We start from the raw sequence: 25771 nt of genomic DNA on the forward strand, positions 1-25771 counted from the left end.
GTTGGTGGTTATTCCATTATAAAACGTAGAAATTGGAAAAAAAAGTACGAAGAGGTAGGCGGTTAGTAGGATTTCTTCCGCAAATATGTTGTCAGATTGTCCCAAAACGCATATAATTCGAAATGATTCTTATTTATGAAGGGGAAGGAGAACCGGAATTGCTTGTGAAGGTACGCCAATTTCTCTTGGAAATCATCGGTGCACTATTGTTGGGAGCAGCAGCAGCCTGGTTGACTGCGAGCGGCAGCGCCAGTTGGTTCTCTGGTTTTCAGTTTCAATGGTCTGGGCGCTGGTTGGATATGAAGACGTTTTTTCTCAGTATCGTGCTGGAAGCCATACCCTTTGTGCTCCTTGGAGTGTTCTTTTCCGCCTTCATTCAGACATTCGTGACGGAAGAACAAGTGAGGCGCTGGACCCCTAAGAATCCTCTCATCGCGATCCCCTTTGGCGCTTTTCTGGGATTTTTGTTTCCCGTTTGCGAATGTGCCATCATCCCGGTCGTTCGCAGGTTGATTCAAAAAGGAATGCCACTTCACGTGGGTGTCGTATTTCTGCTGGCGGGTCCGATCGTCAATCCGGTCGTTTTGTCTTCTACATATCTTGCATTCGCGAGACAGCCAGATCTGGCTTTTCATCGGGGGGCAGCTGCTTTGGTCATTGCCGTCATCGTTGGTGTGCTCACCCTATTGTTTATTCGGAAAAACCCGCTTCTTCTGGGGATGGAGTCGCAGATTCGCCATGAAGAGGCCCATGCAAAGGCGCTCCGAGGCAAGCTTTCCATGACGTTTTCCCACGCGATCGATGAATTTTTTGATATGGGGAAATTTTTGCTGGCAGGGGCGTTGATCAGCGCCTTGCTGCAAGTGTACGTCAGCAGGGAGACGCTAGCCGAAATTGGCCAGACACCTGTTACGTCCCATTTGGTCATGATGGGAATGGCCTATCTTTTCTCCTTGTGTTCGGAGGCGGATGCTTTTATTGCAGCATCCTTTTCCCATTCGTTTCATGCGAGCTCACTCCTTGCTTTTCTCGTCTTTGGGCCCATGCTGGATCTGAAAACAACATTGATGCTGCTGGGTACCTTTCGCTTCGGATTTGTGGTCAAACTGGTGGCTTCCGTCACGGTGCTTGTTCTGGCAGTGACGTTGCTTTGGCCGGTCTAAGGGGGAATGGTGATGAATCAGTCGAGTGCGAAGCGGCACTATCTCGTGCGAAGTTTGATCCTTCTGGGGTTTACCGGGCTATTGGCACAGCTCATTTTGACTCACCGGCTGGGCCTATATCTGGCACCTCGACTGCACATGCTCAGCTATGTCACGCTCGGTATTCTCTTCATGCTGACGCTGATCAGCTTGCGGCAGGTTTTTTCGGGAGCGACTGCTTACGATTGCGACTGTGAGGATGCGCATAAGATTCCTCGCTCTCTGTGGCGCTCTGTGCTGCTGTACGGGATTTTCCTTCTGCCGCTTTCGATGGGATTCTTGATGCCGGATCAAATACTCGGAAGTGATGTGGCAGATAAACGGGGGATTACGCTGCTCAGTAATGACGTCAGGAAATTGGCAGAGGTTACGGGAGCGGCCAATACCCCAGCGTCGGGTGAATCCGGTACGGCGGGGAATGCGTCTTCACACGTAGGGGAGACAAATGCCCCAGCCTCTCCACAGAAAAAACAAGAAGCAGCCGCAACTTTGCCAGCCCTGTCGGATGCTCAGATACGCCAGAAGTTTTCGGATGGAGGACTAGGCGATTTTTACACGGATATGGCTGTGTCGCTGTACAAGCAACCGGTCATTTCTCTCAATGACAAAGTGTTTTTGGACGGACTCACCACCATGGAGCTGTACGCGAAGGAGTTTGCGGGAAAGGAAATCGAAACCCTCGGTTTTGTCTATCGTCAGCCTGACTTTACGAAAGAGCAGTTCGTCGTTGCGCGTTTTTCTGTTTCGTGCTGCACCGCTGATGCCAATGTATTTGGCATCTTGGTGGAAAACAAGCAGGGGAGCAAATGGGCAAAAGACAGCTGGGTCAAAGTACGAGGCAAGCTGGAAGCGCGGAGCGTCGACGGCTATGACATGCTTGTTCTAAAAGCCGACGGGATTGAAACGGTCAAAGCCCCCAAGGATCCTTATGTCTATTACAATTACGATACACCTGCGGGTAATTAGGAGGAAGTGGAATGATTCAAGTGTTCTCAACTAGCAGCATGGAGGCAGCAAAGCAAATGTGGCAGCTGCAGCAGGCCGCCTACCGTGTGGAAGCCGAGTTGATCGGGTGGGCGGAGCTGCCCCCCTTGCGTGAAACGGTAGAGGAGCTGATGGGGAGTGATGAGATCTACATCGCTTACCTGGAGGAGGGGGAGCTGGCAGGAGCCCTTTCCTATAAAAAAATCAACAGCCAGCTCGATATCCACAAAATGATCGTAAACCCCAGCCACTTTCGGAGAGGAATTGCGAGGCAATTGTTGAACCACCTCGAAAACAGCCACACGGATGTGAACACCATCATCGTTTCAACCGGTGCACGAAATGAGCCTGCCGTCCAGCTGTACCTGCGCCAGGGATACGAATGGACAGACTCCAAAGAAGTGGCCCCGGGACTAGAACTCGCCTTTTTTCAAAAACGGTTGTAAGCTGCACGAGGAGCTCATCCGGTCATGGCTTCATACGGGAAAGAACTCTGCTCCAGCGCATCAAGGACTCTGCTCCTCGAGTGGGGGCGTGGGAGCGAAAAAGCTGACGCTCGCCTTTTTGCTTCGCGTCAGCTTTTACACATTCAGGCTCCGCCCAACTGAACTTTTTTCCGTGCCACCATTTTGCTGATCAGGCCGTGACGGGGGGAGAAGAGGAACGCGAGGAGAAACAAGAAGCCTGCGACAGCCGTCATGGCTCCGGCGATCGAGCTGTCCAGCCACGAAGCGAGAAAGTACCCCATGACAGCGGAGAGGACTCCTGCTCCCATGCTGATGAAGAGCATGGCATGCAGGCGATCGGTGAGCAAATATGCAGTGGCGCTGGGGACGACCAGCATCGCGACGACCAGGATGGCACCCACGCTCTCAAAGGCAGCGACAGTCGTCAAGGAAACGAGGGTCATCAGAAGATAGTGGAAGAGCATGACCGGAATCCCGATTGCCGCTGCGAGTGCCGGATCAAAGCTGCATAGCTTGAACTGTTTGAAAAACAAGCCGATGACTACGAGGCTGAACAGGAATACGCCTCCTACCCCCCAAAGAGCGCGCGGCCCCATATCCACTCCGCCAAGCTGCCAGGTATCCCACGGAACATACGCAATCTCTCCATACAAGACGCAATCCAGATCGAGATCCACCTGCTGTGTGTAAAGCGAGACCAGAACGACACCGACTGAGAAGAGGGCCGTAAAAGTGACCCCGATGGCTGCGTCGGACTTTACGCCGCTTTGGTTTAGCATCTGGACGATAAACACGGTTATCAATCCGATGATGGCAGCACCGATGAGCATCGGCAATATTTCGCGGCTCCCGCTAAAGAGAAAGGCGAGCACTATTCCCGGCAGGATCGCGTGGCTGATCGCATCTCCCAACATCGCCATTCGGCGCAAAATGAGGAAGCAGCCGAGAAAGCCGCATGATGCTGCGACGAGGGAACCGGTCAGGATAATGAGAAAGGTGTTCACAGCGATAACCCTCCTTGGTTCGAAGGCTGCAGAAGATGCGAGACGCCGTGTTGATCCGCAAGCATCGGAGTCAGGTCATAGGCGCGCAATTGTGCAAGCATCACCGACAGTGTCGAGTCGGATAATTGAGGGGCGAGCTCCTCCTGATTGACGTCTATCTCCAGGTCCTGGTATTGATTTTGATTCATGTGGTACAGATCCCATAGGCGCTGATTCAGGACAAGCCGATGGGCTTCTGTCAGTCCTTCTGGAGTAAACGTCCAGAGCATCTCCGATTTCGTACGGGAGCGTTCGGTTACATAGCGCCTCTTTTCCAGAGCGTACATGGCCTTGCGAACAGCTGCCGTGCGCTTTCCGCTTTTTTGTGCCAGGTGTTCCGCACTGAAGCCAGGATAAAAGCTGGTGGGGCTTCTTTTCGTTTGTTCTTCCAATTTTTCATACAAGGCCTGCATGACGTCTTCGCACAAGACCTTTTTGCGCATGCGCAGGAAACGAGCCAGCCGAGCCAATACGCCGCGGCGGGGGGAGAAGAGCAGCGAGAACAGGAAAAAAGCGGTAGCAGAGAGTACGATGGTCGGCCCCGTCGGAAGGTTCTCCTGCTGGGTACTGATCAGTGTGCCGAGTACGCCGCTCAGGGCTCCAAAAAGGCCGGAGAGGATCACCATCGTGCAAAGCTTATCCGTCCAGTATCGTGCAGTGACGGCTGGCGCGATCAGCATGGCCGCGACGAGAACGACGCCGACAGCCTGCAGACCGATAACGACAGACATCAGCAGCATGAGCATCAGGATGCCGTCAAGCAGACCCATAGGAAATCCCAATCCACGCCCAAAACCAGGGTCAAAGGAAAGGAGAGTAAACTCCTTGAACAACAAGGTCGTGGTAACAATCAGGACAGCAGCAACTGCCATGATGGTGATCACGTCATGGAAGACGAGGGAAGCAGCCTGCCCGAACAGGAATTTATCCAGGCCGCTCTGATTACCGCTGGCACTGTGCTGAATGTACGTCAACAATACGATCCCGATTCCGAAAAAAACAGACAAGGTCAGAGCGAGGGAGGTGTCCTCCTTGATCCTCGTATGCCGGGAGATTGCGGTGATGCAGTACGTGGCCAACAGTCCTGCGATACCCGCACCGATCAGAAACAGCCCGATTGATTTGGAGCCGGTCAATAAGTAGACCAGGCATACCCCAGGTAAAGCAGCGTGGGCGAGAGCATCCCCGACGAGAGAACGCCCTCTCAAAAAGGCAAAGCAACCGAGAACGCCGCTGCTTACTCCGAGCAGAACGCACCCCATGAGCACCCATTGCGTATTGGGATCTTGCAAGGCAAGCAAAATATGCATGGCTTACGTCTCCTCCTTTGAGGATGGCGAGCCGGTAAGCAGCACTTGATTGCCCATGACGTGAAGTCTGCCGCCGTAGGTCTTCTGCAGATTGTCGGGAGTGAAAGCTTCCTCCGTTGGGCCGGCAGCGATGACACGGCGATTGAGCAGAATCGCCCAGTCAAAATACTCTTCAACCGTTTGCAAATCGTGATGGACGACCAGCACGGTTTTTTTCTGCTGCTTCAGCTCGCCAAGCAGGTGAATGATCGCCTTTTCGGTGGCCGCGTCGACGCCGGCGAACGGCTCATCCATGAAGTATAGCTGAGCTTCCTGCGCCAGGGCACGGGCCAAAAAGACACGCTGCTGCTGACCGCCGGATAGCTGGCTGATCTGCCGGTTTGCGTAGTCCGCCATCCCTACCTTCGAGAGGCATTCCATGGCAAATTCGCGATCGGTTTTGCCTGGGCGCCGAAACCAGCCCAAGCGACCGTAGCGTCCCATCAATACGACATCCAGTGCATCTGTCGGGAAGTCCCAATCCACCGACTCGCGCTGTGGCACATAGCCGACGAGCTTGCGCTGCTGCTTGTACGGACGGCCGTAGATTTCCGTTTCGCCTGAGGCTACGGGAATCAGGCCCTGGACGGCTTTGATAAAGGTAGACTTTCCCGCGCCATTCGGGCCGATGATCCCGATGAGCTTGCCCTCTGGAACTTCTACATGAACGCTTCTCAGAACGGGTTTTTTCTGATAGGCGACGGTCAAATCCCTGACCCGAAGCGGTGGAGCTTGTGTAGCGGTGAACATCCGCATCAATCCTTTCTGTCATGCACGTTATTTCAGGGCTTTCACGATCGTGTCAATGTTGTGCTTCACCATACCGACGTAGGTGCCTTCAGGTGTGCCGGGTGTTCCCATTGCATCGGAGAACAGCTCTCCGCCGATGGTTACCGTATGATTTTTCGCAGCCGCTCCTTGAACGACCGCCTCGATCGAGCGTTTCGGTACAGAGGACTCGACGAATACGGCTTTGATTTGACGCGAAACCAAGGTGTCGACCAGCTGCTGAACATCCTTGAGTCCGTACTCGGAAGCAGTGCTGATCCCTTGCAGGCCCAGTACTTCGACATCGTATGCGTGGCCGAAGTATTGGAAGGCATCGTGAGCGGTTACCAGGACGCGTTGTTCTTTCGGGATGCTTGCGAGCTTCCCACGGGCGTATTCATCCAGTTCGCTCAGCTCTGCGAGGTATTTTTCTGCATTCGCTGTGTAGGCTGCTTGGTTCTGGGGGTCGATGGCCATCATGTCGTCGCGTACCTGTTCTACGGCCTTCATCCATAAGGAGACGTCGAACCAGACGTGGGGGTCAGGATTTTGGGGAGAAGCAGGGTCTGCCAGCAAATCTTCTTTGGTCAACTTGGCAGTCACAGGCTTGACGGGTTTGCTTTTGCCGATTTTCTCGAAGATTTCGACCATTTTGCCTTCGAGATGCTGACCGGAGTAAAAGATGATGTCGGCACCATCAATCCGCTTGATATCGCCTTCGGATGCCTTGTACAGGTGTGGGTCTACGCCAGCACCCATCAGCTGTGTGACCTCGACGTGTTCTCCACCGACGTTCTTGACGATGTCGGCGACCATGCCAGTTGTCGCTGTGATATTCCAGATTCCGTCCTTTGTCTGTGGGGCAGAAGTACTCGAGCAGCCTGCAGAGAGCAGAGAAACCGTCATGACAGCTCCAAGAAGCCCGTTTCTCAGACGAGTAAAATATGTAGTCATCAAGTTTGTCTCCCTTCAATTGTTTTTTACATGTGCATAAATGTTTCCTAAGGGCAACTTTAACACATAAACATTCCTTTATGCAACAGTATTCCCTTGAGTTAAAAAAGTTGCCTGTATGCAACTCGCGGAATCACGAGTCCTGCGAGATTGTGAGTCAGCATATGCAAAAAAGGCAGGTGAACGTGTCACCTGCCCAGGTTTTCTCATTCCTCATTTTTTCATGATCAGATGATGCCTTACCGCGTAGGCTGCCAGCTGCACACGATTGGTCAGCTGCAGCTTGTCCAAGATGTTTTTCAAGTGATTTTTCACGGTATTTTCGGCGATGATGAGGGCCTCGCTGATTTCGCGATTGGTTTTGCCCGCACCGACGTACATGACGATTTCACGTTCACGAGGGGTGAGGACCTCTGGAACCATTCCCGCAGGTTCCTCCTCATCCTGCCGAAACCGATGGATCAGCCTGTTTGCCATTTCACGAGTCTGTTCGCTGTCTTCGCCAAGCAATGCGTGCAAGTAATTGATCCAATCGTCCGGCTCGAGATTTTTCAGCAGGTAGCCTTGCGCGCCAAACTGGATCGCCGTAATCAGATCGCCGACGTCATCTGAGACGCTCAAGATGACGACTTTAATATGCGGGTACGCTTTTTTCACTTCGCGGGTCGCTTCGAGGCCGCTCCATTTGGGCATGTTGATATCCATGAGGACGAGATCGGGCTGCAATTCGCCGCATAGCAAAAACGCTTGCTCGCCGTTTTCAGCTTCTCCCACCACATCAAAAGAGGGATCAGGATCGAGGAGACTGCGAATGGCGGATCGTGCCATCGGATGATCATCAGCAATCAAAACGCGGTATCCGTTCATTTGGGTGTACCTCCAGTTTGGGAAGTCAAGGTTATGGTCGTGCCGCCTGATTCGCGTGTACGTATCTCGATCGTGGCTTGCAATTGCTTTGCTCGATCTTTCATCATCGACAGACCGTATTTTTTGGACTCCTCGGATGAAGCGGGCATTCCGACTCCGTCATCTTCAATCGCTAGTGTCCAGCTCCCCGGATCATTAGTGGTGAGCTGCAGCCAGGAGTGCTTGGCTTGGGAGTGCTTACGAATATTGGCAAACGCCTCCTGGATGATCCCGAACAGCTGCACTTCTTGCGCGGGAGTAAAAAAGTTATCCTTGATCGTCAGCTCATAAGAAGCATCAATGCCGGATAACGCGCTCCACTGTGTCAGCCACTTTTCCAGACGCTGCTCCAAGCTCCCTTCCTCCGGCAAGGCGCGCAGGTTGAAAATGGCTTGGCGTACATGATTGTCGATCGCAGAGACAGCGACACGAGCATCGTCGAGCTGGCCCTGCCGCAGTTTGACATTCAAAAAGAACAACGACTGGGCGATTCCGTCATGCAGCTCGCGAGCGAGCCTCTCTCTTTCTTCGTAGACTGCGCGGCGGGCTTGTTCCTCTACAATCTTGCCATTCATCCGCTCAATGGTGCGAAACATCCACGTGGCAAACAAAAAGGATAGCAGCAGGGTCAGCAGCGTGATGTAGACATTCCCTGTCTCCATGGACATATACGGTAATAAAAAATCGTGCCGGACAAATTCGAAGCCACCAATGGTGACGGTGGGGACCAGGACGGTCAACCAGTAAAAAATGCGGTAGCTCATAGTGGAAATCCCTTCCTTGCCTGTATCAATCAATCCTAGTATACCGAAGCAGCCGGTCGGATGATATACTCGGTATCAGAACAAGCGTCTGCAGGAGGGAGAATATGAGCAAGAGAGCAACAGCGTTAACGATAGCAGGATCGGATAGCGGCGGCGGTGCAGGGATTCAGGCCGATCTCAAAACTTTTCACCAGCTCGGTGTTTACGGAATGAGCGCCATCACGGCAGTGACGGCTCAAAATACATTGGGTGTCGCAGGAGTGTACCCCATTCCTGTGGAGGCAGTATCCCAGCAGATTCGTGAGGTGCTGAGCGATATCGGGGCGGATGCAGCCAAGACTGGCATGCTCTTTGACGCAGCCATCATCCAGGCAGTCGCAGAGGAGATACGCGCGTTTGGCATTCAAAAGCTGGTAGTCGATCCGGTGATGGTGGCAAAAGGCGGAGCCAAGCTTTTGCTGGATGAAGCCATCGCGGCGCTCAAACAGCATCTGCTACCGGTAGCAGAAGTGGTCACTCCAAACCTGCCGGAAGCGGAATGTCTGACTGGCATGCCTATTCGTACACCTGAGGAAATGAGGGAAGGAGCACGTGCCATACACGCGCTGGGGGTACGCAACGTCCTCATGAAGGGCGGTCATCTGGAGGGGGATGTCGTCGTTGATATGCTGTTTGACGGACAGTCTTTTTACGAAATTTCCCACGAACGGGTCCAGACTCGTCACACCCATGGGACAGGCTGCACCTTCTCCGCTGCTCTGACTGCCGAGCTGGCCAAGGGAACGCCTCTGGTTTCCGCTGTGGAACGGGCGAACCGTTTCATTTTCGAAGCGATAAAAACAGCGCCGCAGCTGGGCGGCGGCCATGGTCCGACCAATCATTGGGCTGTGGTTGATTAAAAAGGGAAGCCCCCGAAGTGGAAATTGGGGGCTTTTATTATTTATTCAGTGCTTCACTTCAACGGTGAAGCCTTCAGAAAGGCGTGTCGGATAGTCCGCGAGAGTGAAACTATACGTGTCGGGAGCACCTTTCGTTGTCGTCCGTTTGTACAGCTCACCATACATTTGGCTCGAATCGGTATCCCCGGAAGACGCTGTGGAACTCACGCTCTCGTACTTGTTTCCCCGATTATCGGTGAGTTCGTTTCCGAATGACATGAAACGATGTTCGTCCATTTTATCGACTAGCAGGGTAAAGTCCATTCCCACTACATTTTCATTTTGCCTGATGGCTGTAAGCCGTAGGCGGGAGTCTGGCGACTTGATCAAGGTACCCTTTTTGCCATCAATGATGACCTGAAGCTTGTCTTTGTCCAGTGCGCGGATTCCATCCGCTTTGAGGGTCAATTTTTGCGGCTGTTCAAAGTAAAGGCTCTCCAAATTGTAGGTGATCTTGTTTTCCCCCTCTTTCTTGGAGGGAATACCGTTTCCCCAGAATGCATAAGTATGCCCTTTCTCATCTTCCAGACGCAAACGGTCGAAATCAAAAATATGCTTGGTATTCTCAGGATCAAATTCGATGGTGACCTCGGTCTGTGTCGGGTATACGACCATTCGGGAAACAGTGAAGCGCTGGCCATCTACAGTCACTTCCCGATAGACGGGATAGACGCTTTCCTCCAATGTCTCGTACTTGGTTTTGTTGATGGGAAATGTGACTTCGAAAGGAGCATCAAGCTTCTTTTTGTCTACGGAGATCGTGACTTTTGCGGTTACGCTATCCGGAATGGGGGATGTTTCCTCCCAGTAAATGTCCACTCGGTTTTGCACCTTGCTTGCCGGCCCCATATCTCCGTTGAACGACCACGAATAGCCCGCTTTCGATTCTTCTCCATTTTTGTCGTAAAACGTCATTTTCTCCAAATCCAACGAATGACCCTCGAGCTCATGCTGGATCGTATAAAAGAGCAGCATCCGCCTCTGATCCATAAGCACCTGGTTCACGGTAAAGCTCACTCCGTCATGAGACGCAGTAGCCCCGATGGATTGCACCAAGTCATGCTCGGCAGCCATTTGCAGTCCTTTGTCATCCCGGATCAGGTCCACGAGTTTTTCCATGCCGGGCAGATGGCTTACATAAGCGGCAACAGCGGGGGAGAGGCGTATTGAAAAGAACATCCCTACCATCAGAATCCCAACGACGATCGCCGATCCCCATCGGTTTCTGACGATCCGCCGATCTCTTGCTTTCCGTTGCTTCGCCTGCTGCATTCCGCTGCGTATATAGGAATCAATGTCACTCGGTACCGTGACGTTGTCCATCCGCTCCTTTTCATTCCACAATTCTTGCTCGAGCCTTGTGAAGGTCTGATCCTCATGCATGCTTTTACCACTCCTTTCCCAGATCGTTGCGAAGCGCCCCCAATGCCTTGTGCAGCCACGTCTTGATGGTGCCCTCGGGATGCCCCAAAACCGCAGCAATTTCTCGAATGGTCAAATCCTCAAAATATTTCAGGATAATCACGTGACGATGCAAGGGGGCGAGCCTGGCAAGCGCATCCTCCAGATGCAGCCGGGTAGCAGCTTGATCGCTCATGAGAGGCTCTTTCCTCTCCCGATGGTCCAAGTGGGACGAATCCAGAATCCAACGCTTTTTCCGTTTTTGCTCATCCATGCACACATGAATGACGATGCGTGTCAGCCATGTCGAGATATATTCCGGCTGCCTGAGCTGGGAGAGCTTGAGATAGGCTCTGCAAGTAGCTTCCTGGATGGCTTCGAGGGAATCCGCTTCATTGCGAAGAAACGCGTACGCCACTTTATACAGTTTGTCCTTGTGCAGATAGATGAGTTGGTAAAAAGCCTCATCGTCTCCTCGCTGCGCCTCGGCAACCAGCTTTTCGAGTTTCACGTTCACCCCTCCTACATGATTAGACGCGCGAGCAGGGGAAACGGTTTTTTAAAAAGGAAAAAAGTGTGGGAGCGAGGGAGAACGGCGAACCAAACGCCTAGTTGGCGCTTACTTTATTAAGGAAAAGAAAGGTGAGGCGAAATGAATGTGGATCAAATGGGTAACGATTCATGAGTCGTACGGTCTCCCGCGGGTAGCCCAGGAATGCCGCCTCTATTTGGAGGGGAAGGGGATTCGGGTCAGGCTTTTTTCCAAACAGACGAAACGGGCCGGGCATCTTTACATGCTGCAGGTACCTTCTGATCAAGAAGAAGAGGCGAGGAACTGGCTGCGGGAATTCAAGAGCTCCTTTCAATAAATAAGGGGCAAACGAGACTGCCAGCCTCCTCCTGAAGGGTAGAGCCTGTGGCGGGGTCATACTAACCTGAGGGGGAGTCAAACCATGACCACCACAGTTTTGGAACCGCCAAAGCAACAGTTCGAGCAAAAGAGGTCACAGCTATTTGTACCCGATTTCGTATTTGTGGAGCCGCATGCCCTGGATTACCCGCTCGGGCGAGAGCTGTACGAGCGCTTCAGGCGAGAGGGCATCCCGATCCAAATGACCACGAGTCACAATCAAGTACGCGGGATACCCGGTGACACGGATGTGGAAAAATACCGCAATGCCAAACGGACACTGGTGATTGGCATACGAAAAACGCTGAAATTCGAGACGTCCAAACCATCCGCTGAATATGCCATTCCTTTGGCAACTGGGTGTGCGGCGCACTGCCATTACTGCTACTTGAATACCAACGTAGGAACAAAACCGTACATCCGTGTCTATGTGAACACGGATGAGATTCTCCATCAGGCAGAAAAGTACATTCTCGAGCGTCCGGGAGAAATTACTCGCTTTGAGGCTGCATGTACCTCTGACCCCGTCAGTATCGAACATATCACGGGAAATTTGAAGCGCGCGATTGAGTTTATGGGCAGGCAGGAATTTGGCAGGCTGCGTTTTGTCACCAAGTTTCATCACGTGGATACCTTGCTGGACGCGAAGCACAACAAGCATACGCGGTTTCGCTTTAGCATGAACGCGGATTACGTCATCAAGAACTTTGAGCCAGGCACCTCCAGCTTTGAGCAGCGTTTGGAAGCAGCGGGCAAGGTGGCGAGGGCAGGGTACCCTCTGGGGTTTATTTTGGCGCCCCTCTACTGGTTTGAAGGCTGGGAAGCAGGCTACACCGATCTCTTGGAGCGATTGCGCAGCCAGCTGGTTCCGGAAGCGTTGGAGGATTTGACCTTTGAGCTGATCCAGCACCGTTTTACGAAGATCGCCAAAAATTTGATTCTGCAGCGCTACCCGAAGACGAAGCTGGAGATGAATGAAGAGGAAAGAAAGTACAAGTGGGGCAAGTACGGAAAAGGGAAGTACGTCTATCCAGACATCAAGGCGAAGGCCTTGCAAGCCCATTTGGAAAGGGAAATCAAACGCCTATTTCCGCAAGCGAAAATCGAGTATTTCACATGAGAACGGAAAAGGAAAACTGCCTGGTTAACGGGTGGTTTTTTCTTTTTTGACAGGAAACGAATCTTTTCGACAAACGTATGCAAGCATGCTAGAATATGGAGTGCTCTCATTTTTTTGAAAGGAATCGAAGGATACATGAAGTCCATACTGATTACCGTTGAGGGGCCTATTGGGATCGGCAAGACATCGCTATCTCGGGAATTGAGCAAAGCCTTTCAATTGGAGCTGCTGGAAGAAATAGTGTACGAAAACCCGTTTTTGGGCAAATTTTATGAAAACATAGCGGAATGGAGCTTTCAGCTCGAGATGTTTTTCTTGTGCAATCGGTACAAACAGCTGCAGGATATTCATTCCCAGTACTTAAATCAGGGAACCTCGGTCGTCGCCGATTACAATATTTTCAAAAATACGATTTTTGCCAAACGAACATTATCCGGCGACAACTTACCCAAGTATCTCAAGATCTATGATATCCTGACAGAGGACTTGCCGCAGGCGCATTTGGTCATTTATTTGACGGCCTCCATCGACACGGTCATGAAGCGAATCGCTATGCGCGACCGTGATATTGAGCGAAGCATGGACATCGCATACATGGAAAATCTGATTGCGGATTACAACGAATTCATGCAAGCCTTTGAATTGCACCATCCAGAGGTGCCAGTGATCAAGTTCGACTGCGATCAACTGGACTTCGTGCATCGGCCAGAGGATTTGCGCTACGTTCTGGAGACAATCGCGCCAAAAGTACGGCAGCTGCAGGCAGAGCAGGGCTAAAACGATAGGACGAGCTTTACGCTAGTATGTGAATAAGGAGTTGCGTACATGTCGAGGTTTCAAAACAGCCACATTCGTGAAAAATACGGAATACCAAGTAATGCGGTCATCACCATCGGGGGTACAGTAGGTGTCGGCAAATCAACTTTTACCCATGCGCTGGCCGAGCAGCTGGGCTTTCGGGTGTCTGTAGAAAAAGTGGACAATAACCCGTACCTGAGCCGTTATTACGGTGATCTGTCACGTTGGGGCTTTCATTTGCAAATATTCTTCCTGGCTGAGCGCTTCAAGGAGCAGAAGCGGATGTTTGACTACGGCGGGGGATTCGTTCAGGATCGTTCCATTTACGAGGATACCGGTATCTTCGCCCGCATGCTGTACGAGCAAGGAAATATGACGGAAGAGGACTACCGCACCTATACCGAATTGTTTGAAGCGATGGTCATGACACCGTATTTCCCGCATCCGGATATTCTGATTTACCTGGAAGGCAGCTTTGACGACATTGTCGACCGCGTAAAGGAGCGGGGGCGCCCCATGGAGCAGCAGACCCCCGTGGACTACTGGCAGGACTTGTTTGGCCGTTACGAAAAGTGGATCGGGTCGTTTACTGCCTGTCCGATCCTGCGAGTCAATATCAACGAGTACGACGTGGTAGAAGACCCTTCATCCGTCGAGAGCATCATCGCCCGCGTAGGGGAAAAGATTCGCATCGGCAGGGCGACTCGCCTGTAGAGCCATTATCTATTGATTTTTTGCGTACCCCTTTCATGGCTACTCAGCCCGGGAAGGGGTATTTTTGTGGACGAAGGCCGTACTTCCATGGAAGGGAATTCAGCCTCGAACAAACCCCGGTGTGGTATAATCATCCTAATCTTAGATCAAAGGAGCTCATACATGGCAGAAGAATGGTTTGAACGCAGCTTTCGCGAAGATTACGTGCTGGTGTACCGGCATCGAGATGATTCAGCCGCCGACTCAGAGGTTGCGAATCTTCTGGCACGATTGCCAATCAGGGACACGGGGCGCGTGCTCGATCTTTGCTGTGGGAGCGGGCGTCATTCCCGTGCGCTGGCTCGCCGGGGGTATGAAGTGGTTGGCGTGGACTTGTCGCCTGTTCTCCTGCAGCTGGCAGAGGAGCAAAACGATTTTCCGCAGCTGAGTTTTACCCGCTGTGACATGCGCAACATCCCGTATCGGGAAGAGTTTGACATTGTCGTCAATCTGTTCACCAGCTTTGGATACTTTTCCACTGACGAGGAAAACGCAAAAGTGGTGCAGAACATGGCGCAAGCATTGAAATCGGGGGGAGAAGTCGTCATTGACTATCTCAGCCCAGTCTACGTAAAACAAAATATCGTGCCCGAATCTGACAAGGAAGCGGAAGGCATGTTGATTCATGAGAAGCGATGGATAGAAGATGGCTTCGTTAAAAAGCGGATTACCATCACCGACGATTCTTCCAAGGAACCGCGCGAGTATATGGAGCAGGTGCGTTTGTTTACAGTCGATCAGATGATTGCCATGCTGGAGGAAGCGGGCTTTCGGGAGATTCAGGTATTCGGCAACTACCAGTTTGAGCCGTATGTCGCCAAGGAATCTCCACGGATGATTTTCTACGCTATCAAGCAATAAAAGGCGTTTGATCTGCGTGACTATCCAGTTTGTCCGGTGAATATGATGGTGTTACAACCGTTCATCGGACAAAAGGGGGGCGCTGCTTTTGAGCAAGCTGTCTTTGGAGCAGGTCAAACTGTATTTGGGCAAGGTGCCTGGTTGGAAGCTAATCGAGGATCGGATGGCGTTATCCCGCACTTATCAATGTCGTGATTTCGGTACGGCGATCAGCTTCGTGAACCGGGTGGCAGAGCTGCTGGAATATGACGGCCAGCATGTGGAAATCCACGTAGTGGGCGGGATGGTAACGTTTACTTTGGCGACCCGCGAAGCAAAAGGACTGACCGGCAAAGACTTTGCTCTTGCCCAAATCATCAGCAAAGTGAGCTAGACCAGCAGGGATGAGCCGCTTCGTCAGTTGAAGCGGTATTTCTTTTGGCTTTCGGCATCAGGTCTGCTATGATGGGCAATAACATCACTTTCGGAGGGATAGACATGGATATTCAGAAGCACGAACAACTGCTCCGCCTTTTGACGGACCAATTTGAAAATCAACAGGCGCTCATCACTTTTACCCAATGGGATACAGAGCGGGAAGACGAGGAAGAAGAGACTCAGTTCAAGGGAAAGCTGACCGGATTTAAGCTGTCCGACAATGAGTTTGACGAAAAGGATCTCCTGCTCCTGTTTGTAGACGAAGAGGCTGAAACCGTGGAAATCCTCATGGAAATTCCAGGAGAGGAAGTGGATTTGGCCACTTTTGAAGAAGGACGTCTCTCCATTTTCGGCAACGAATCGGAAGTCATTCTGGAGAAATGAAGCTGCAGCAGCGATATCGATATGTGGGTACGCCAGAGCCGATGACGCAAAAAGAGGCGTATCACTGTGAAAAATACATGAAGAAGCATCGGGATGATTTCATTCGGGCAGGCGAATACTTGGTCGATGTGTCGGCTATGCTTGCTCTCTTTCACCTCGATTGCTGGAATTGCCGGTCAGTTCATCGCGAGACATGCTGTGAAGGTGGGCAGCCTTATGCTGTAGAACAGCCGCAGATCCCCATTTTGGAAGAGGCTCTCCCTTCGATTTCAGCTCGCTTGAAGGATGAAAGGGAGCGTGCCAATTGGCAGGAGTACGGCATTTGGGATAGGGGACAAGTACCCGGCACGATCCGCATGCGCCACGGGAACTGTCTTTTTTATCAAGAGAACAACGGGAACTACGGCTGTGCCATTCATGCCTATGCCGAAGACGCCGGTCAGCAGGTCACGCCGCTGAAGCCCTTCAGCTGTCAACTGTACCCGATTGACCTGATCGAGACTGAGGAAGGAATCCTGCTCACAGCGGTTACGACAGAGACCTCGAGCTTCTCGCGCTGGGGGACTGATTATCTGGAGCATTTTTACTGTGCAAGTCCAGACCGACGAAAACAAGCTGCCCATATGGATGAGGACTTGTTTTCGCTGGATGGGTACCGTCCTGCCTACGAATGGAATTTTCCGTTGCTAAGGTTTCTCCTGAAGGAAAACGCTCCTCGTGTGGAAGCCCTTCTGGCAGAACGCCATCAAAGCGTAGGTGCAGGTATGTGATTGGAACGACGGTTGCCTTGTGATATGATGGGAACGTCATTTAGTAGATTCGCAAAGGAGCAGCAGCAATGAAATTCAAGACAACACAAGACTCTCGGACCATTCAAGCTTCTCTCGTTCAGCCTTCTGATACGAATTACCACGGTACGATCTTCGGGGGCACGATGATGGCCTATGTGGATGAAGTGGCTGCGATCGCTGCGATGCGCCACTCGCGCCGCCCTGTCGTAACGGCTTCTATAGATTCCATCGATTTTCTGGCGCCCGTGAAAATGGGGCACTCCATTTGCCTCGAAGCGTTTGTTTCTTCCACAGGCAGAACATCCATGGAAGTGTTCGTGAAAGTCATCTCGGAAAATCTCCAATCGGGAGAGCGGATTTTGACAGCAACCTCGTTTCTCACCTTCGTCGCTTTGGACGAGGCCGGCAATCCTACGGAGGTTCCTAGCGTAGTTCCGGAAACGGACGAAGAGAAGCGACTGTTGGCTTCTGCGGAAGAACGCAAAAAAATGCGCAAAGAGCGCAAAGCCAACACACAGGCGTTTATTAGCCAGCTGACGATCGAAAAGACAATCTAAGCACAGGCCGCAACTGAGCGACAGTTCGCTCAGTTACATAGGCTGATGAAGGGGAGGGATTTGCATGAAGTATCGCAGACTGGGGAAGACGGATCTGTCAGTATCTGTGGTTGGCGTGGGGACATGGCAATTTGGCGGAGAATGGGGTATGGATTTTTCCCAGCAAGATGTGGATCAAATCCTGAACAAGGCAAAGGAACTGGGAATCAATCTGATCGATACGGCTGAATGCTATGGCGATCATTTGTCTGAGAGCCTGATCGGGGGATACCTGCGAAAGGATCGTCGAGAAGACTGGATCGTAGCCACCAAGTTCGGCCATCACTTTCATGACAAATTTGCCCGTACGAATGAGTATGGAGCGGCAGATGTCTTGCAACAGCTGGAGCAATCCCTGGCAGCACTGAAAACCGATTACATTGACCTGTACCAGTTCCATTCCGGTCCGGATGAAGCCTTTGACAACGACGAGCTCTGGACGATGCTAGACAAGCAGGTTCAGGCAGGGAAGATCCGGCATCTGGGCCTGTCCATCGCGAAGAATACTAACCTGCATCAAACGCAGTCCGCTTCCAAGGTGCATGCAAAAACCATTCAAGTCGTGTACAACCGGCTCGACCGCAATCCGGAGGAAGCCGTCTTTGCTTCCTGCGAGCAGCAAGACTTGGGAGTCCTTGCACGTGTGCCGCTTGCGAGCGGATACTTGAGCGGAAAGTACAAGCCAGGCTCCGTATTTGCAGGAAATGACGTCAGACATCGTCATGATCAGGAGCATGTCGCAAACCTGCTCAAACAGGTAGAAGAAATCAAGCAAAATGAGGTGCCTGAGGGGATGGATATGGCACAGTGGGCGTTGGCCTGGTGCCTGCGTCATCCCGCAGTCACAACCGTCATCCCGGGTAGCAAAAGCCCTGCCCAGGTAGAAGCGAATGCAAAAGCGGCAGATCTCGTGAGCGATGAACATCCGCAAGCGATTGCCCGATGAGAGGCAAGGAAAAAGTATAAAAGAGACAGAGGCAGTCCAGGATAAGAAAAAAGTCCAAGGGCTGCCTCTCCCATTGCAGGCTGACTACAAAAGGGGCTGTGTCTAAGACACGCCCCTTTTGGCTGGCACGATTTTCTATTCCAAAAAACGAGATCGGATGTCGGGAGTAGGCAGCATGCAATGCTGGGACTGCCCAAACCAGCGATAGCGGTTTCGTGCGATCCAATCGTACATCGCATCACGAAGCTTTTGCGGGAGCGCCATCCCTAAAAACGATAGGGTAGGCCATGCACCGCTCAGCTTTCGTCCTACGCGCAGGATTGCATCCGATCTTGTATATAGCACTCCGTCCTCGATCAAAACGACCGATTGGAGACTGTCCGGATAGGCGTAGGCAGCGAGAAGGTCCTTCCCTTTTTCCGATTGCAGGGAAGCAAAGTGGATTCGGCCATGGGGATCACGCTGCAGAATAAATTGAACGGCACCGTGACACATATGGCAGACGCCATCAAAAAGTAAAATAGCTGCGGGTTGGACTGGCTGTTTGGATTCTTGCATGGAGCAGCCCTCCAGTTTACGATTGCTTTCTCCATCATCATAACAGACAAAAGCCGTAAAATGAATGGGGCAGTACTGGACAGCTTATTCCCACATGAGCACACCCTCACGCACCAGATTTTCGGCTTGGAGCAGATCGGGCTGCATTTCCCTGTCATCAGTCAGGCGAGGGATGACTTTGCGAATTTGCTCATAGGCGCGGCTGGTACCTTCACCCAGCGCACCCGTACCAAATTCAATCGCCTGCGCTGCCGCCAAGTACTCGATAGCGAGAACCTTCGTGGTATTGGAAACGACAGTCCGCAATTTTCGGGCAGCCGTCGTTCCCATGCTCACATGATCCTCCTGATTGGCGGAAGAAGGGATTGAGTCGACTGATGCGGGATGACACAGCACTTTATTTTCAGAGACGATCGAAGCAGCCACGTACTGGGTAATCATAAACCCGGAATGCAGCCCGCCATTTTCTGTCAGGAATCCGGGAAGACCGCTTAGCTGGGGATTGACGAGTCGCTCCGTACGACGCTCCGAGATGTTGGCCAGCTCTGCAATGGCGATAGCCAGAAAATCGGCTGCAAAGGCCATCGGCTGACCGTGGAAATTACCGCCGGAGATAATATCGCCTGTCTCGGTAAACAAGATCGGATTGTCAGTGACACTGTTGCATTCGCGGGTAACCGTTGTCCAGACGTATTCCAAGGTATCGCGAGTTGCGCCGTGCACCTGCGGGATGCAACGCAGGCTGTACGGATCCTGCACGCGCAATTCGCCTTGATCGGTCGTACGCTCACTGCCATGAAGATGGATGAGCAGCTTGCGTGCCGATTCCTGCTGGCCAGGATGAGGGCGAACGAGATGCAGCTGCGGGTCAAACGCTTTCGGTATTCCGCGGAGTGCCTCCACGGTCATGGCGGAAATCACCTCTGCACTCTCCATGAGAACGCGGGAGTCGTAGAGAGCCAAGCAGAGCTGTGCGGACATGGCTTGTGTCCCGTTGATGAGGGCAAGCCCTTCTTTTGCCTGCAATCGAATCGGAGCGAGGCCCACTTGCTCAAGAGCAGCTTTACCAGATAAGCGCTGACCGTTCACCTCCGCTTCCCCCCTGCCCAGCATGACCAAAACCATGTGAGCGAGAGGGGCGAGATCTCCGCTTGCTCCCAATGAACCCTGCTGAGGTATCACGGGATGGACTCCGCGATTGCACAGCTCTACGAGATGAAGCAGTGTTTCGACGCGAATACCCGAGAAGCCTTTGGCTAGCGCGTTAATTCGAAGGGCCATGATCGCGCGGACGACTTCCGCAGGATAAGGATCTCCCATGCCGCAAGCATGGCTCATGATCAGGTTCTCCTGCAGATTGCTCACATCTTCCCCGGAGATCATGACATCCGAAAATTTCCCGAAGCCGGTCGTGATTCCGTACACCACGCGCTGCTCCTTGATGATTTGCTCTACCATATTGCGCGAATTGCGTACATTTTCGATTGCTTCGGGTGTCAATTCAATTTGGACATTGTTTCGTGCGATTGCTACCACATCCTCGATGCGCAGGTGATTCCCATCCATTTTGCGTACATTTGCTGGCTGATTCATTTTTCTTTTCCTCCTTTAGCATAGCAGAGAACGAAAAGAAAGAGGGGTTAGGATACTAGATCCTAACCCCTCTTCCTGGGCGTGTATGTGATTGGGCAAAACGTGAAAGCCTGTTTCCAAGCATACGTCTTTCCTCACTTTCGTCCGCGCGTAGCTGTCTGATTATTTTTATAAGTATTTCAATTGTAACCTATGCATCTGCGCAGTCAAGTGGAATGTTGTCACGGCGACTACACTATTTTTTCAAAAAACGGGCTTAGTCCTTTTTCTCAAAATGGGCGATTGTCGTTTCTTGAGCGGGATAAATGTCATACCATGTACTGTGTGATTTTACTAGAAAGGACGTGTTTCATCCGTGGAGAAACGACGTAAAGTACCACCGAGTATGGCACCGATGCCTCCGGCAATGCCGAGAAGGCCGAAAGAGATGCCGAAGGAGATGCCAATGCCAAAACAGGTGCCAAAACCGCCTTCGATGTCACCATCCCCGAATATGCCGTCGCCGAACCTTCCATCGCCGAACCTTCCATCTCCGAACGTGCCGTCGCCAAATGTACCATCGCCAAATATTCCATCACCAAATATTCCATCGCCGAATCTGCGTCCGTCGCCAAACCTGCCATCCCCTGAAATGCCGAAACGGCCGAAGCCGGAAAAACCAATGCGTCCCATGCCGCAACGGCCGATTCTTCCCGTGCCGAATCAATCGATCCCGAAGGCACCGAACAAAATGCCTGCTAACCCGATCGCACCGAATCGCAGACCTGCCAATCCGATGCCACCCAATATGGGGATCCCGGCTCCGAATCGCAGACCAGCCAATCCGATGCCGCCAAACATGGGAATCCCGACTCCGAATCGCAGACCAGCCAATCCGATGCCGCCAAATATGGGGATTCCAACGCCGAATCTCAGACCTCCTAATGCTTCCCCTAATATGCCGCACCGCAGAATGCCAAACTCTCCACCGAACATGATGCCGAACCGCAGGCACCCAAATTCTTCTCCAAACATGATGCCGAACAGAAGACATCCAAACTCTTCTCCAAACATGATGCCGAATTGGGGCTCGCCAAATGCATCGCCTAATGCACGGGCGCCACGAGAAAATGCGGGTGTGGAAATTGAATTGTACCTGTTCAAATTCCAATTCCACATGGATCGCATGCAGTATTATCACCACAAATGCGAGGAGCACCGTGAAAATCGCCGCAAATACAGCGAATACCACAAACACTACAAGCATCATAAGCGTCGGATGAAATACTACCACGACCGGTGCCAAGCATGGGATCACAAAGGAAGCAGCTCATACGGTTCACATGGGCGCAGGGGATCTTCTTCAGGATGCGACTGCGATTGCGGCTGCTCCCTATAAATGGCAGAAAGACGCCACTGCTACAGCGGCGTCTTTTTTCTTATTTCAGGCCTGTGACGCAAAGGCTTCTGAGTCAATTCCGCGTTTTTTCAGCTCCCGCCGGAGAGTCAGCAGTGCATCGTCCTTATTTTTGCATTCCAAGATGATATCGACGTTGTAAGGGGCCAGGGAAGAAATGAATTTCACGAACTCCTCTGGATGAATGTTGTCAGCGTGAGCGCGAAAATCTTTTTCCGACTTGGGGGAGGACATGTGCATTTTTGGTGTTCTTTCTCCCCAGGTCTGGATGATCCGCGGCAAGTAGTCCACCCAGTTTTCTCCATGATTCAAGCAGTGATGATGATGAATGTCCAGGACCATAGGGATGCCAAGCCTCTCGCACAGCTCTAATGCTTCCACCATCGTGAAGGAAGTGTCATCATTCTCGACGACCAATCGTTTCTTTACGGAATCAGGGAGCAGCTCGAAATGGGCAGCGAACCTGTCGAGAGCAGCGGCTTTATCCTCGACTCCTCCTCCGACATGAGTCACCAGGACCGAATTGTCATCCAGACCGAGTAAATCAAATACTCGGGCATGATAGCTGAAATCCGTAATCGCTGTCTGCACGACGGAGGGCTTGTCGCTGTTCAAGATACTGAAATGTCCGGGGTGGGCGGTCATCCGGATGCCATGGCTACGTATGAATTCACCTGCTTTTTGAAAATCCCAGGCGAATTCTTTTGCCCAGTCCCAGTTTTCTGCAACAGGGTGAGTGGCAAGCGGTACAAATTCTGAGGGCAGGCGGTATACAAAGATGTGATTCTCGACGTTGTAGGCAAGCAGGTCCATCAAATTGAAAAAGTTTGTCTGCAAAATCTGCCTCAGTTTCTTCAAGCGTGCCTGCGGCTCTAATTTATTCAGCTGCGCGACTGTCGTTTTCTTGTTTGGGTTGTTTTTGGTATTCACGCTAATACAGGCATATCCCAAACGGAACAAGGCGCTCACTCCCTTTACGGCGTCGTCGTCGATTTAGTATCCCCGTCTTGCACATGTTTTTCGTGATCGAAAAGTTGGCAGAACGAAAGCGATGCACGGCTGCGCGCTTCTTGTCAGTTGAAAATAAAAGGGATAAGATAGGGGGATATTGCCATGTCCCAATGAATGAGACTCCGGTTAAAGGGGAATGAAATGAATACGCTCAGCCAAACCTATAATCTTGCACTCGTTTCCTTTTCTTATTTACTTGCGGTTTTAGCTTCATATACAGCTTTGAACGTGAGCGCGCGTATTCACCGATCTCCAAGCAAGGGACGTTTGATCTGGTTATGTACAGGTGCAGTCTCAATGGGGCTGGGAATTTGGGCGATGCATTTTGTCGCGATGCTGGCTCTGCACTTGCCAATAGACGTTCATTACGATGCTGCGATTGTCCTATTATCGATCCTGTGTGCCATCATCGCATCTGGCATTGCCCTTTGGGTAATCAATACCGAAACCCTGACGGGCAAAAGACTGATAACAGGTTCCCTGTTTATGGGAATCGGGATCGCTTCCATGCATTACACCGGAATGGCAGCCATGCAGATGAAGGCGGTCATCCGATACGATTGGTTTTGGTTTGCCATATCCATTCTCGTCGCGATCATCGTGTCTGTCGTGGCTCTGCTTCTGACATACCGATTTCGAAATGAAGACAGCGTCAAGGGAGTGGGATGGAAATTGCTGGCGGGCATGCTGATGGGGGCTGCCGTTGCCGGGATGCATTATACAGGCATGTACGCAACAAGCTTCATTGGCGGCCATCATTCAACCGTCCAGCAATCGTATATGGCAGCTGATACGAGGATGATGGCCTATGCCGTGGGGATCGTCACGACTTTCATTCTCGGTGCGACGCTTGCATCCATTTACATGGACAAGCTGTTTGCAGGGAAAACCTTTCGGATCATGGAGAGTGACCAGCGATATAAATCCTTGTTTGAGCATAATTACGACGCTGTCATGTTTTACTCGATCAATGGCGAGGAAAGTGTATTAAATCCTGCTGCAGTGCGATTGACGGGAGAAAAAAGCCTGCCCCTGCGTACGTTCATTCGGATGTGCAGCGCCGAGGATGGGGAGCGAGTGGCAGCTAATTTTGAAGAAGCCGCTCGTGGAGAAGCGAGAAATTATGAGATTGTCATCGCGACACAAAAACGCCAGATTCATCTGAACTTGACCAATGTTCCCGTATTTGTGGACCAGAATGTGGCAGGCGTCTTTATCATTGCGCGTGACGTCACGATACAAAAGCAAGACGAAGCCAAGATCAATTACCTCGCCTTTCATGATGCGCTGACAGGGCTTCCCAACCGCAGATTCGTTGAAGAAAAGCTGGATTTGCTGATCGAAGAAGCCAGGCGGGCGAGCTTTATGGTGTACGTCATGTTCTTGGACCTCGATCGTTTCAAGCTCGTAAATGATTCGCTCGGCCATGATTACGGTGATTTGCTGTTGAAGGAAGCGGCGATTCGTCTATCCAATTGCATAGGAGATAGGGGCACTGTCAGCAGATTGGGCGGTGACGAGTTTATGGTCATTATGGCAGACGTAACACAGGAATGGGTCGTGAAAGTCGCCGACTCCCTGAACCGTACGATCGAGCAGCCATTTCTCATCAATGGCCACGAGCTCTACATCACCACGAGCATCGGCATCTCCCGGTATCCCATGGACGGGGAAGACAGGCATGATTTGATGAAAACAGCCGATACCGCGATGTACTCTGCGAAAGAGCGGGGTAAAAACAGCTATCATATGTTCGCTCCTGATCTCCAGAAAATAACCAGCGATAAAATGTTCATCCAAAACGAGCTCAACCGGGCGCTTGCACTAGGGGAGCTGACCTTGTATTACCAGCCCCAGGTGAATGCGAAGGACGGAGCTATCGTAGGGATGGAAGCGCTGATTCGGTGGAATCATCCTGAGCGTGGTCTCGTCTCCCCCGATCAATTTATTGCCGTCGCAGAAGAAACCGGCCTGATTGTGCCCATCGGTGAGTGGGTCTTGCGGACTGCGTGTCAGCAGAACAAAGAATGGCAAAACCAAGGCCTGCCGCCCATTCGCGTAGCGGTGAATCTATCCGCCCGCCAGTTTTTGAAAAAGGACTTTACCCAGATGGTCGCTTCCACGCTCGAAGCTACGGGCCTCTCGCCACAATATCTGGAGCTGGAAATAACCGAGAGCACGATGATTGACGTGCATCGGGCAAGCAACACGCTCGCAGAATTAAAGCAGCTGGGTGTGCATATCGCAATCGATGATTTTGGAACGGGATACAGCTCCTTGTCGTATCTCAAGGAATTTCCGTTGAATCGGCTGAAAATTGATCGCTCCTTTGTACGAGATATGAAAAAAAGCCCGGGCAACCGCGCAATTGTCTCCACGATTATTTCAATGGCGCACAATCTTGAGCTCAATGTGATTGCAGAGGGTGTGGAAACGGATGACGAGCTTGCGTTTCTGCAGGAGAACCTGTGTGAAGAGGTGCAAGGCTATCTGTTCAGCAGGCCGCTGCCCCGAGATGAAGTTACGACATTCATGGAAGAACAGAAACGAAGAATATCATGACGCAGTGGCACCAAGCGCAGGATCGCTCCTGCGCTTTTTTCATTCCGATGGAAACATTCAGCGTACGCCTTTGGTTGGTATAGCCTCTTGTTTCATACGTACAATGTACTAATCTTGTGGTCTTGACCATGTGATGAATCTGGGAAAAAGGAGGGGGACACATGCTCTGGCTTGGTCTGCTGTTGATTGTTGTGACCATTGGAGCCGCGATCGCCATTGGGTATCGGGCAAATGAAAGTGTACGTCGCTTTGAGGAAGACGAGCACGAGAGCTTCATCGGCTCGAAGGCAAACACGTAA

At 51.7% G+C, this 25771-nt stretch carries 29 protein-coding genes; 16 read left to right on the forward strand and 13 right to left on the reverse strand.

The features are described from left to right. Nucleotides 1–158 precede the first annotated feature (158 nt). The 3 genes from JNE38_RS11205 to JNE38_RS11215 are packed head-to-tail and all read left to right on the forward strand — an operon-like array spanning nt 159 to nt 2632. Nucleotides 159–1163: a permease gene (locus JNE38_RS11205; protein ID WP_428993700.1), complete on the forward strand. Its 1005-nt coding sequence runs from the start codon at nt 159–161 to the stop codon at nt 1161–1163. A gap of 12 nt (nt 1164–1175) precedes the next feature. Further along, nucleotides 1176–2168: a TIGR03943 family putative permease subunit gene (locus JNE38_RS11210; protein WP_203356617.1), complete on the forward strand. Its 993-nt coding sequence runs from the start codon at nt 1176–1178 to the stop codon at nt 2166–2168. Between the two features lie 11 nt (nt 2169–2179). After that, nucleotides 2180–2632 (forward strand): GNAT family N-acetyltransferase, encoded by a 453-nt coding sequence (locus tag JNE38_RS11215; protein ID WP_203356618.1) that lies wholly within the window; start codon nt 2180–2182, stop codon nt 2630–2632. 143 nt (nt 2633–2775) lie between these two features. Here JNE38_RS11215 and JNE38_RS11220 read toward each other — a convergent pair whose 3' ends face one another. From JNE38_RS11220 to JNE38_RS11245, 6 genes are all read right to left on the reverse strand, one after another. Further along, nucleotides 2776–3657, reverse strand: a complete 882-nt coding sequence (locus JNE38_RS11220) for a metal ABC transporter permease (protein ID WP_203356619.1) — start codon at nt 3655–3657, stop codon at nt 2776–2778. Further along, nucleotides 3654–5006 (reverse strand): metal ABC transporter permease, encoded by a 1353-nt coding sequence (locus JNE38_RS11225; RefSeq protein ID WP_203356620.1) that lies wholly within the window; start codon nt 5004–5006, stop codon nt 3654–3656. The genes JNE38_RS11220 and JNE38_RS11225 overlap by 4 nt, the downstream gene beginning before the upstream one ends. 3 nt (nt 5007–5009) lie before the next feature. After that, nucleotides 5010–5795, reverse strand: a complete 786-nt coding sequence (locus JNE38_RS11230) for a metal ABC transporter ATP-binding protein (protein ID WP_275296698.1) — start codon at nt 5793–5795, stop codon at nt 5010–5012. A gap of 27 nt (nt 5796–5822) precedes the next feature. Beyond that, complete coding sequence (locus JNE38_RS11235) at nt 5823–6767, reverse strand: metal ABC transporter solute-binding protein, Zn/Mn family (protein ID WP_428993701.1); 945 nt, start codon at nt 6765–6767, stop codon at nt 5823–5825. A 213-nt stretch (nt 6768–6980) separates the two neighbouring features. Then, a complete protein-coding gene (locus JNE38_RS11240) occupies nt 6981–7634 on the reverse strand; it encodes a response regulator (protein WP_203356622.1) in 654 nt (217 codons plus the stop codon). Continuing rightward, on the reverse strand, nt 7631–8437 hold the full coding sequence (locus JNE38_RS11245; RefSeq protein ID WP_203356623.1) for a sensor histidine kinase: 807 nt from the start codon (nt 8435–8437) through the stop codon (nt 7631–7633). Before JNE38_RS11245 ends, JNE38_RS11240 begins: the two co-directional genes overlap by 4 nt. 104 nt (nt 8438–8541) lie before the next feature. Here JNE38_RS11245 and thiD point away from each other — a divergent pair, with 104 nt between their 5' ends. Then, on the forward strand, nt 8542–9336 hold the full coding sequence (thiD, locus tag JNE38_RS11250; protein ID WP_203356624.1) for a bifunctional hydroxymethylpyrimidine kinase/phosphomethylpyrimidine kinase: 795 nt from the start codon (nt 8542–8544) through the stop codon (nt 9334–9336). A gap of 45 nt (nt 9337–9381) precedes the next feature. Here the strand turns inward: thiD and JNE38_RS11255 are convergent, their stop codons facing one another. Continuing rightward, entirely contained in the window at nt 9382–10758 is a 1377-nt protein-coding gene (locus JNE38_RS11255) for a DUF4179 domain-containing protein (RefSeq protein WP_238933625.1), read from the reverse strand. A gap of 4 nt (nt 10759–10762) precedes the next feature. Further along, nucleotides 10763–11287: a sigma-70 family RNA polymerase sigma factor gene (locus JNE38_RS11260; RefSeq protein WP_203356625.1), complete on the reverse strand. Its 525-nt coding sequence runs from the start codon at nt 11285–11287 to the stop codon at nt 10763–10765. A gap of 145 nt (nt 11288–11432) precedes the next feature. On the opposite strand from JNE38_RS11260, the gene JNE38_RS11265 reads away from it, so the two are divergent. From JNE38_RS11265 to JNE38_RS11310, 10 genes are all read left to right on the forward strand, one after another. Beyond that, nucleotides 11433–11645, forward strand: a complete 213-nt coding sequence (locus tag JNE38_RS11265; protein ID WP_203356626.1) for a hypothetical protein — start codon at nt 11433–11435, stop codon at nt 11643–11645. A gap of 84 nt (nt 11646–11729) precedes the next feature. Then, entirely contained in the window at nt 11730–12806 is a 1077-nt protein-coding gene (splB, locus tag JNE38_RS11270; RefSeq protein WP_203356627.1) for a spore photoproduct lyase, read from the forward strand. A 135-nt stretch (nt 12807–12941) separates the two neighbouring features. After that, entirely contained in the window at nt 12942–13583 is a 642-nt protein-coding gene (locus tag JNE38_RS11275) for a deoxynucleoside kinase (protein WP_203356628.1), read from the forward strand. A gap of 48 nt (nt 13584–13631) precedes the next feature. Next, nucleotides 13632–14318: a deoxynucleoside kinase gene (locus tag JNE38_RS11280; protein WP_203356629.1), complete on the forward strand. Its 687-nt coding sequence runs from the start codon at nt 13632–13634 to the stop codon at nt 14316–14318. Between the two features lie 162 nt (nt 14319–14480). Beyond that, nucleotides 14481–15218, forward strand: coding sequence for a class I SAM-dependent methyltransferase (locus JNE38_RS11285; protein WP_203356630.1), 738 nt, complete (start codon nt 14481–14483; stop codon nt 15216–15218). A gap of 88 nt (nt 15219–15306) precedes the next feature. Then, nucleotides 15307–15591, forward strand: a complete 285-nt coding sequence (locus JNE38_RS11290; protein ID WP_203356631.1) for a 4a-hydroxytetrahydrobiopterin dehydratase — start codon at nt 15307–15309, stop codon at nt 15589–15591. Between the two features lie 104 nt (nt 15592–15695). After that, nucleotides 15696–16019, forward strand: coding sequence for a hypothetical protein (locus JNE38_RS11295; protein ID WP_203356632.1), 324 nt, complete (start codon nt 15696–15698; stop codon nt 16017–16019). Continuing rightward, nucleotides 16016–16789 (forward strand): DUF3109 family protein, encoded by a 774-nt coding sequence (locus JNE38_RS11300; protein WP_203356633.1) that lies wholly within the window; start codon nt 16016–16018, stop codon nt 16787–16789. Before JNE38_RS11295 ends, JNE38_RS11300 begins: the two co-directional genes overlap by 4 nt. Before the next feature lie 68 nt (nt 16790–16857). Further along, nucleotides 16858–17367 (forward strand): acyl-CoA thioesterase, encoded by a 510-nt coding sequence (locus tag JNE38_RS11305; protein ID WP_203356634.1) that lies wholly within the window; start codon nt 16858–16860, stop codon nt 17365–17367. A 64-nt stretch (nt 17368–17431) separates the two neighbouring features. Continuing rightward, complete coding sequence (locus JNE38_RS11310) at nt 17432–18352, forward strand: aldo/keto reductase (RefSeq protein ID WP_203356635.1); 921 nt, start codon at nt 17432–17434, stop codon at nt 18350–18352. A gap of 135 nt (nt 18353–18487) precedes the next feature. On the opposite strand, the gene JNE38_RS11315 is transcribed toward JNE38_RS11310, so the two are convergent. The 5 genes from JNE38_RS11315 to uvsE form a co-directional block, all read right to left on the reverse strand. Beyond that, the gene (locus JNE38_RS11315) at nt 18488–18910 is read right to left on the reverse strand and encodes a thiol-disulfide oxidoreductase DCC family protein (protein WP_203356636.1); all 423 of its coding nucleotides are present in this window, start codon (nt 18908–18910) and stop codon (nt 18488–18490) included. Between the two features lie 84 nt (nt 18911–18994). Then, nucleotides 18995–20503, reverse strand: coding sequence for a histidine ammonia-lyase (hutH, locus tag JNE38_RS11320; RefSeq protein WP_203356637.1), 1509 nt, complete (start codon nt 20501–20503; stop codon nt 18995–18997). 333 nt (nt 20504–20836) lie between these two features. Then, complete coding sequence (locus JNE38_RS11325) at nt 20837–21175, reverse strand: hypothetical protein (protein WP_238933626.1); 339 nt, start codon at nt 21173–21175, stop codon at nt 20837–20839. A 30-nt stretch (nt 21176–21205) separates the two neighbouring features. Then, nucleotides 21206–21670: a hypothetical protein gene (locus tag JNE38_RS11330; RefSeq protein WP_203356638.1), complete on the reverse strand. Its 465-nt coding sequence runs from the start codon at nt 21668–21670 to the stop codon at nt 21206–21208. Between the two features lie 256 nt (nt 21671–21926). Then, complete coding sequence (uvsE, locus tag JNE38_RS11335; RefSeq protein ID WP_203356639.1) at nt 21927–22859, reverse strand: UV DNA damage repair endonuclease UvsE; 933 nt, start codon at nt 22857–22859, stop codon at nt 21927–21929. Nucleotides 22860–23207: 348 nt separating this feature from the next. Here uvsE and JNE38_RS11340 point away from each other — a divergent pair, with 348 nt between their 5' ends. Both JNE38_RS11340 and JNE38_RS11345 read left to right on the forward strand, forming a co-directional pair. Continuing rightward, nucleotides 23208–25472 carry a bifunctional diguanylate cyclase/phosphodiesterase gene (locus JNE38_RS11340; RefSeq protein ID WP_238933627.1) on the forward strand — a complete coding sequence of 755 codons (2265 nt, stop codon included), beginning with the start codon at nt 23208–23210 and terminating at the stop codon, nt 25470–25472. A 161-nt stretch (nt 25473–25633) separates the two neighbouring features. After that, nucleotides 25634–25771: a hypothetical protein gene (locus JNE38_RS11345; RefSeq protein WP_203356641.1), complete on the forward strand. Its 138-nt coding sequence runs from the start codon at nt 25634–25636 to the stop codon at nt 25769–25771.

Source organism: Brevibacillus choshinensis (assembly GCF_016811915.1).
GTDB lineage: Bacteria > Bacillota > Bacilli > Brevibacillales > Brevibacillaceae > Brevibacillus > Brevibacillus choshinensis_A.

Coding starts and splice junctions, on each gene's coding strand:
- JNE38_RS11265 (WP_203356626.1), top strand. CDS start 11,433: ATGTGGATCAAATGGGTAACGATTCATGAGTCGTACGGTCTCCCGCGG.
- JNE38_RS11225 (WP_203356620.1), bottom strand. CDS start 5,006: ATGCATATTTTGCTTGCCTTGCAAGATCCCAATACGCAATGGGTGCTC.
- JNE38_RS11275 (WP_203356628.1), top strand. CDS start 12,942: ATGAAGTCCATACTGATTACCGTTGAGGGGCCTATTGGGATCGGCAAG.
- JNE38_RS11330 (WP_203356638.1), bottom strand. CDS start 21,670: ATGCGATCCATGTGGAATTGGAATTTGAACAGGTACAATTCAATTTCC.
- JNE38_RS11300 (WP_203356633.1), top strand. CDS start 16,016: ATGAAGCTGCAGCAGCGATATCGATATGTGGGTACGCCAGAGCCGATG.
- JNE38_RS11295 (WP_203356632.1), top strand. CDS start 15,696: ATGGATATTCAGAAGCACGAACAACTGCTCCGCCTTTTGACGGACCAA.
- JNE38_RS11345 (WP_203356641.1), top strand. CDS start 25,634: ATGCTCTGGCTTGGTCTGCTGTTGATTGTTGTGACCATTGGAGCCGCG.
- JNE38_RS11210 (WP_203356617.1), top strand. CDS start 1,176: ATGAATCAGTCGAGTGCGAAGCGGCACTATCTCGTGCGAAGTTTGATC.
- JNE38_RS11235 (WP_428993701.1), bottom strand. CDS start 6,767: ATGACTACATATTTTACTCGTCTGAGAAACGGGCTTCTTGGAGCTGTC.
- splB (WP_203356627.1), top strand. CDS start 11,730: ATGACCACCACAGTTTTGGAACCGCCAAAGCAACAGTTCGAGCAAAAG.
- JNE38_RS11230 (WP_275296698.1), bottom strand. CDS start 5,795: ATGTTCACCGCTACACAAGCTCCACCGCTTCGGGTCAGGGATTTGACC.
- JNE38_RS11315 (WP_203356636.1), bottom strand. CDS start 18,910: ATGCAAGAATCCAAACAGCCAGTCCAACCCGCAGCTATTTTACTTTTT.
- JNE38_RS11305 (WP_203356634.1), top strand. CDS start 16,858: ATGAAATTCAAGACAACACAAGACTCTCGGACCATTCAAGCTTCTCTC.
- JNE38_RS11325 (WP_238933626.1), bottom strand. CDS start 21,175: ATGGGACGCATTGGTTTTTCCGGCTTCGGCCGTTTCGGCATTTCAGGG.
- JNE38_RS11310 (WP_203356635.1), top strand. CDS start 17,432: ATGAAGTATCGCAGACTGGGGAAGACGGATCTGTCAGTATCTGTGGTT.
- JNE38_RS11255 (WP_238933625.1), bottom strand. CDS start 10,758: ATGCATGAGGATCAGACCTTCACAAGGCTCGAGCAAGAATTGTGGAAT.
- JNE38_RS11215 (WP_203356618.1), top strand. CDS start 2,180: ATGATTCAAGTGTTCTCAACTAGCAGCATGGAGGCAGCAAAGCAAATG.
- JNE38_RS11340 (WP_238933627.1), top strand. CDS start 23,208: ATGGGGCTGGGAATTTGGGCGATGCATTTTGTCGCGATGCTGGCTCTG.
- JNE38_RS11240 (WP_203356622.1), bottom strand. CDS start 7,634: ATGAACGGATACCGCGTTTTGATTGCTGATGATCATCCGATGGCACGA.
- JNE38_RS11280 (WP_203356629.1), top strand. CDS start 13,632: ATGTCGAGGTTTCAAAACAGCCACATTCGTGAAAAATACGGAATACCA.
- JNE38_RS11245 (WP_203356623.1), bottom strand. CDS start 8,437: ATGAGCTACCGCATTTTTTACTGGTTGACCGTCCTGGTCCCCACCGTC.
- JNE38_RS11285 (WP_203356630.1), top strand. CDS start 14,481: ATGGCAGAAGAATGGTTTGAACGCAGCTTTCGCGAAGATTACGTGCTG.
- thiD (WP_203356624.1), top strand. CDS start 8,542: ATGAGCAAGAGAGCAACAGCGTTAACGATAGCAGGATCGGATAGCGGC.
- hutH (WP_203356637.1), bottom strand. CDS start 20,503: ATGAATCAGCCAGCAAATGTACGCAAAATGGATGGGAATCACCTGCGC.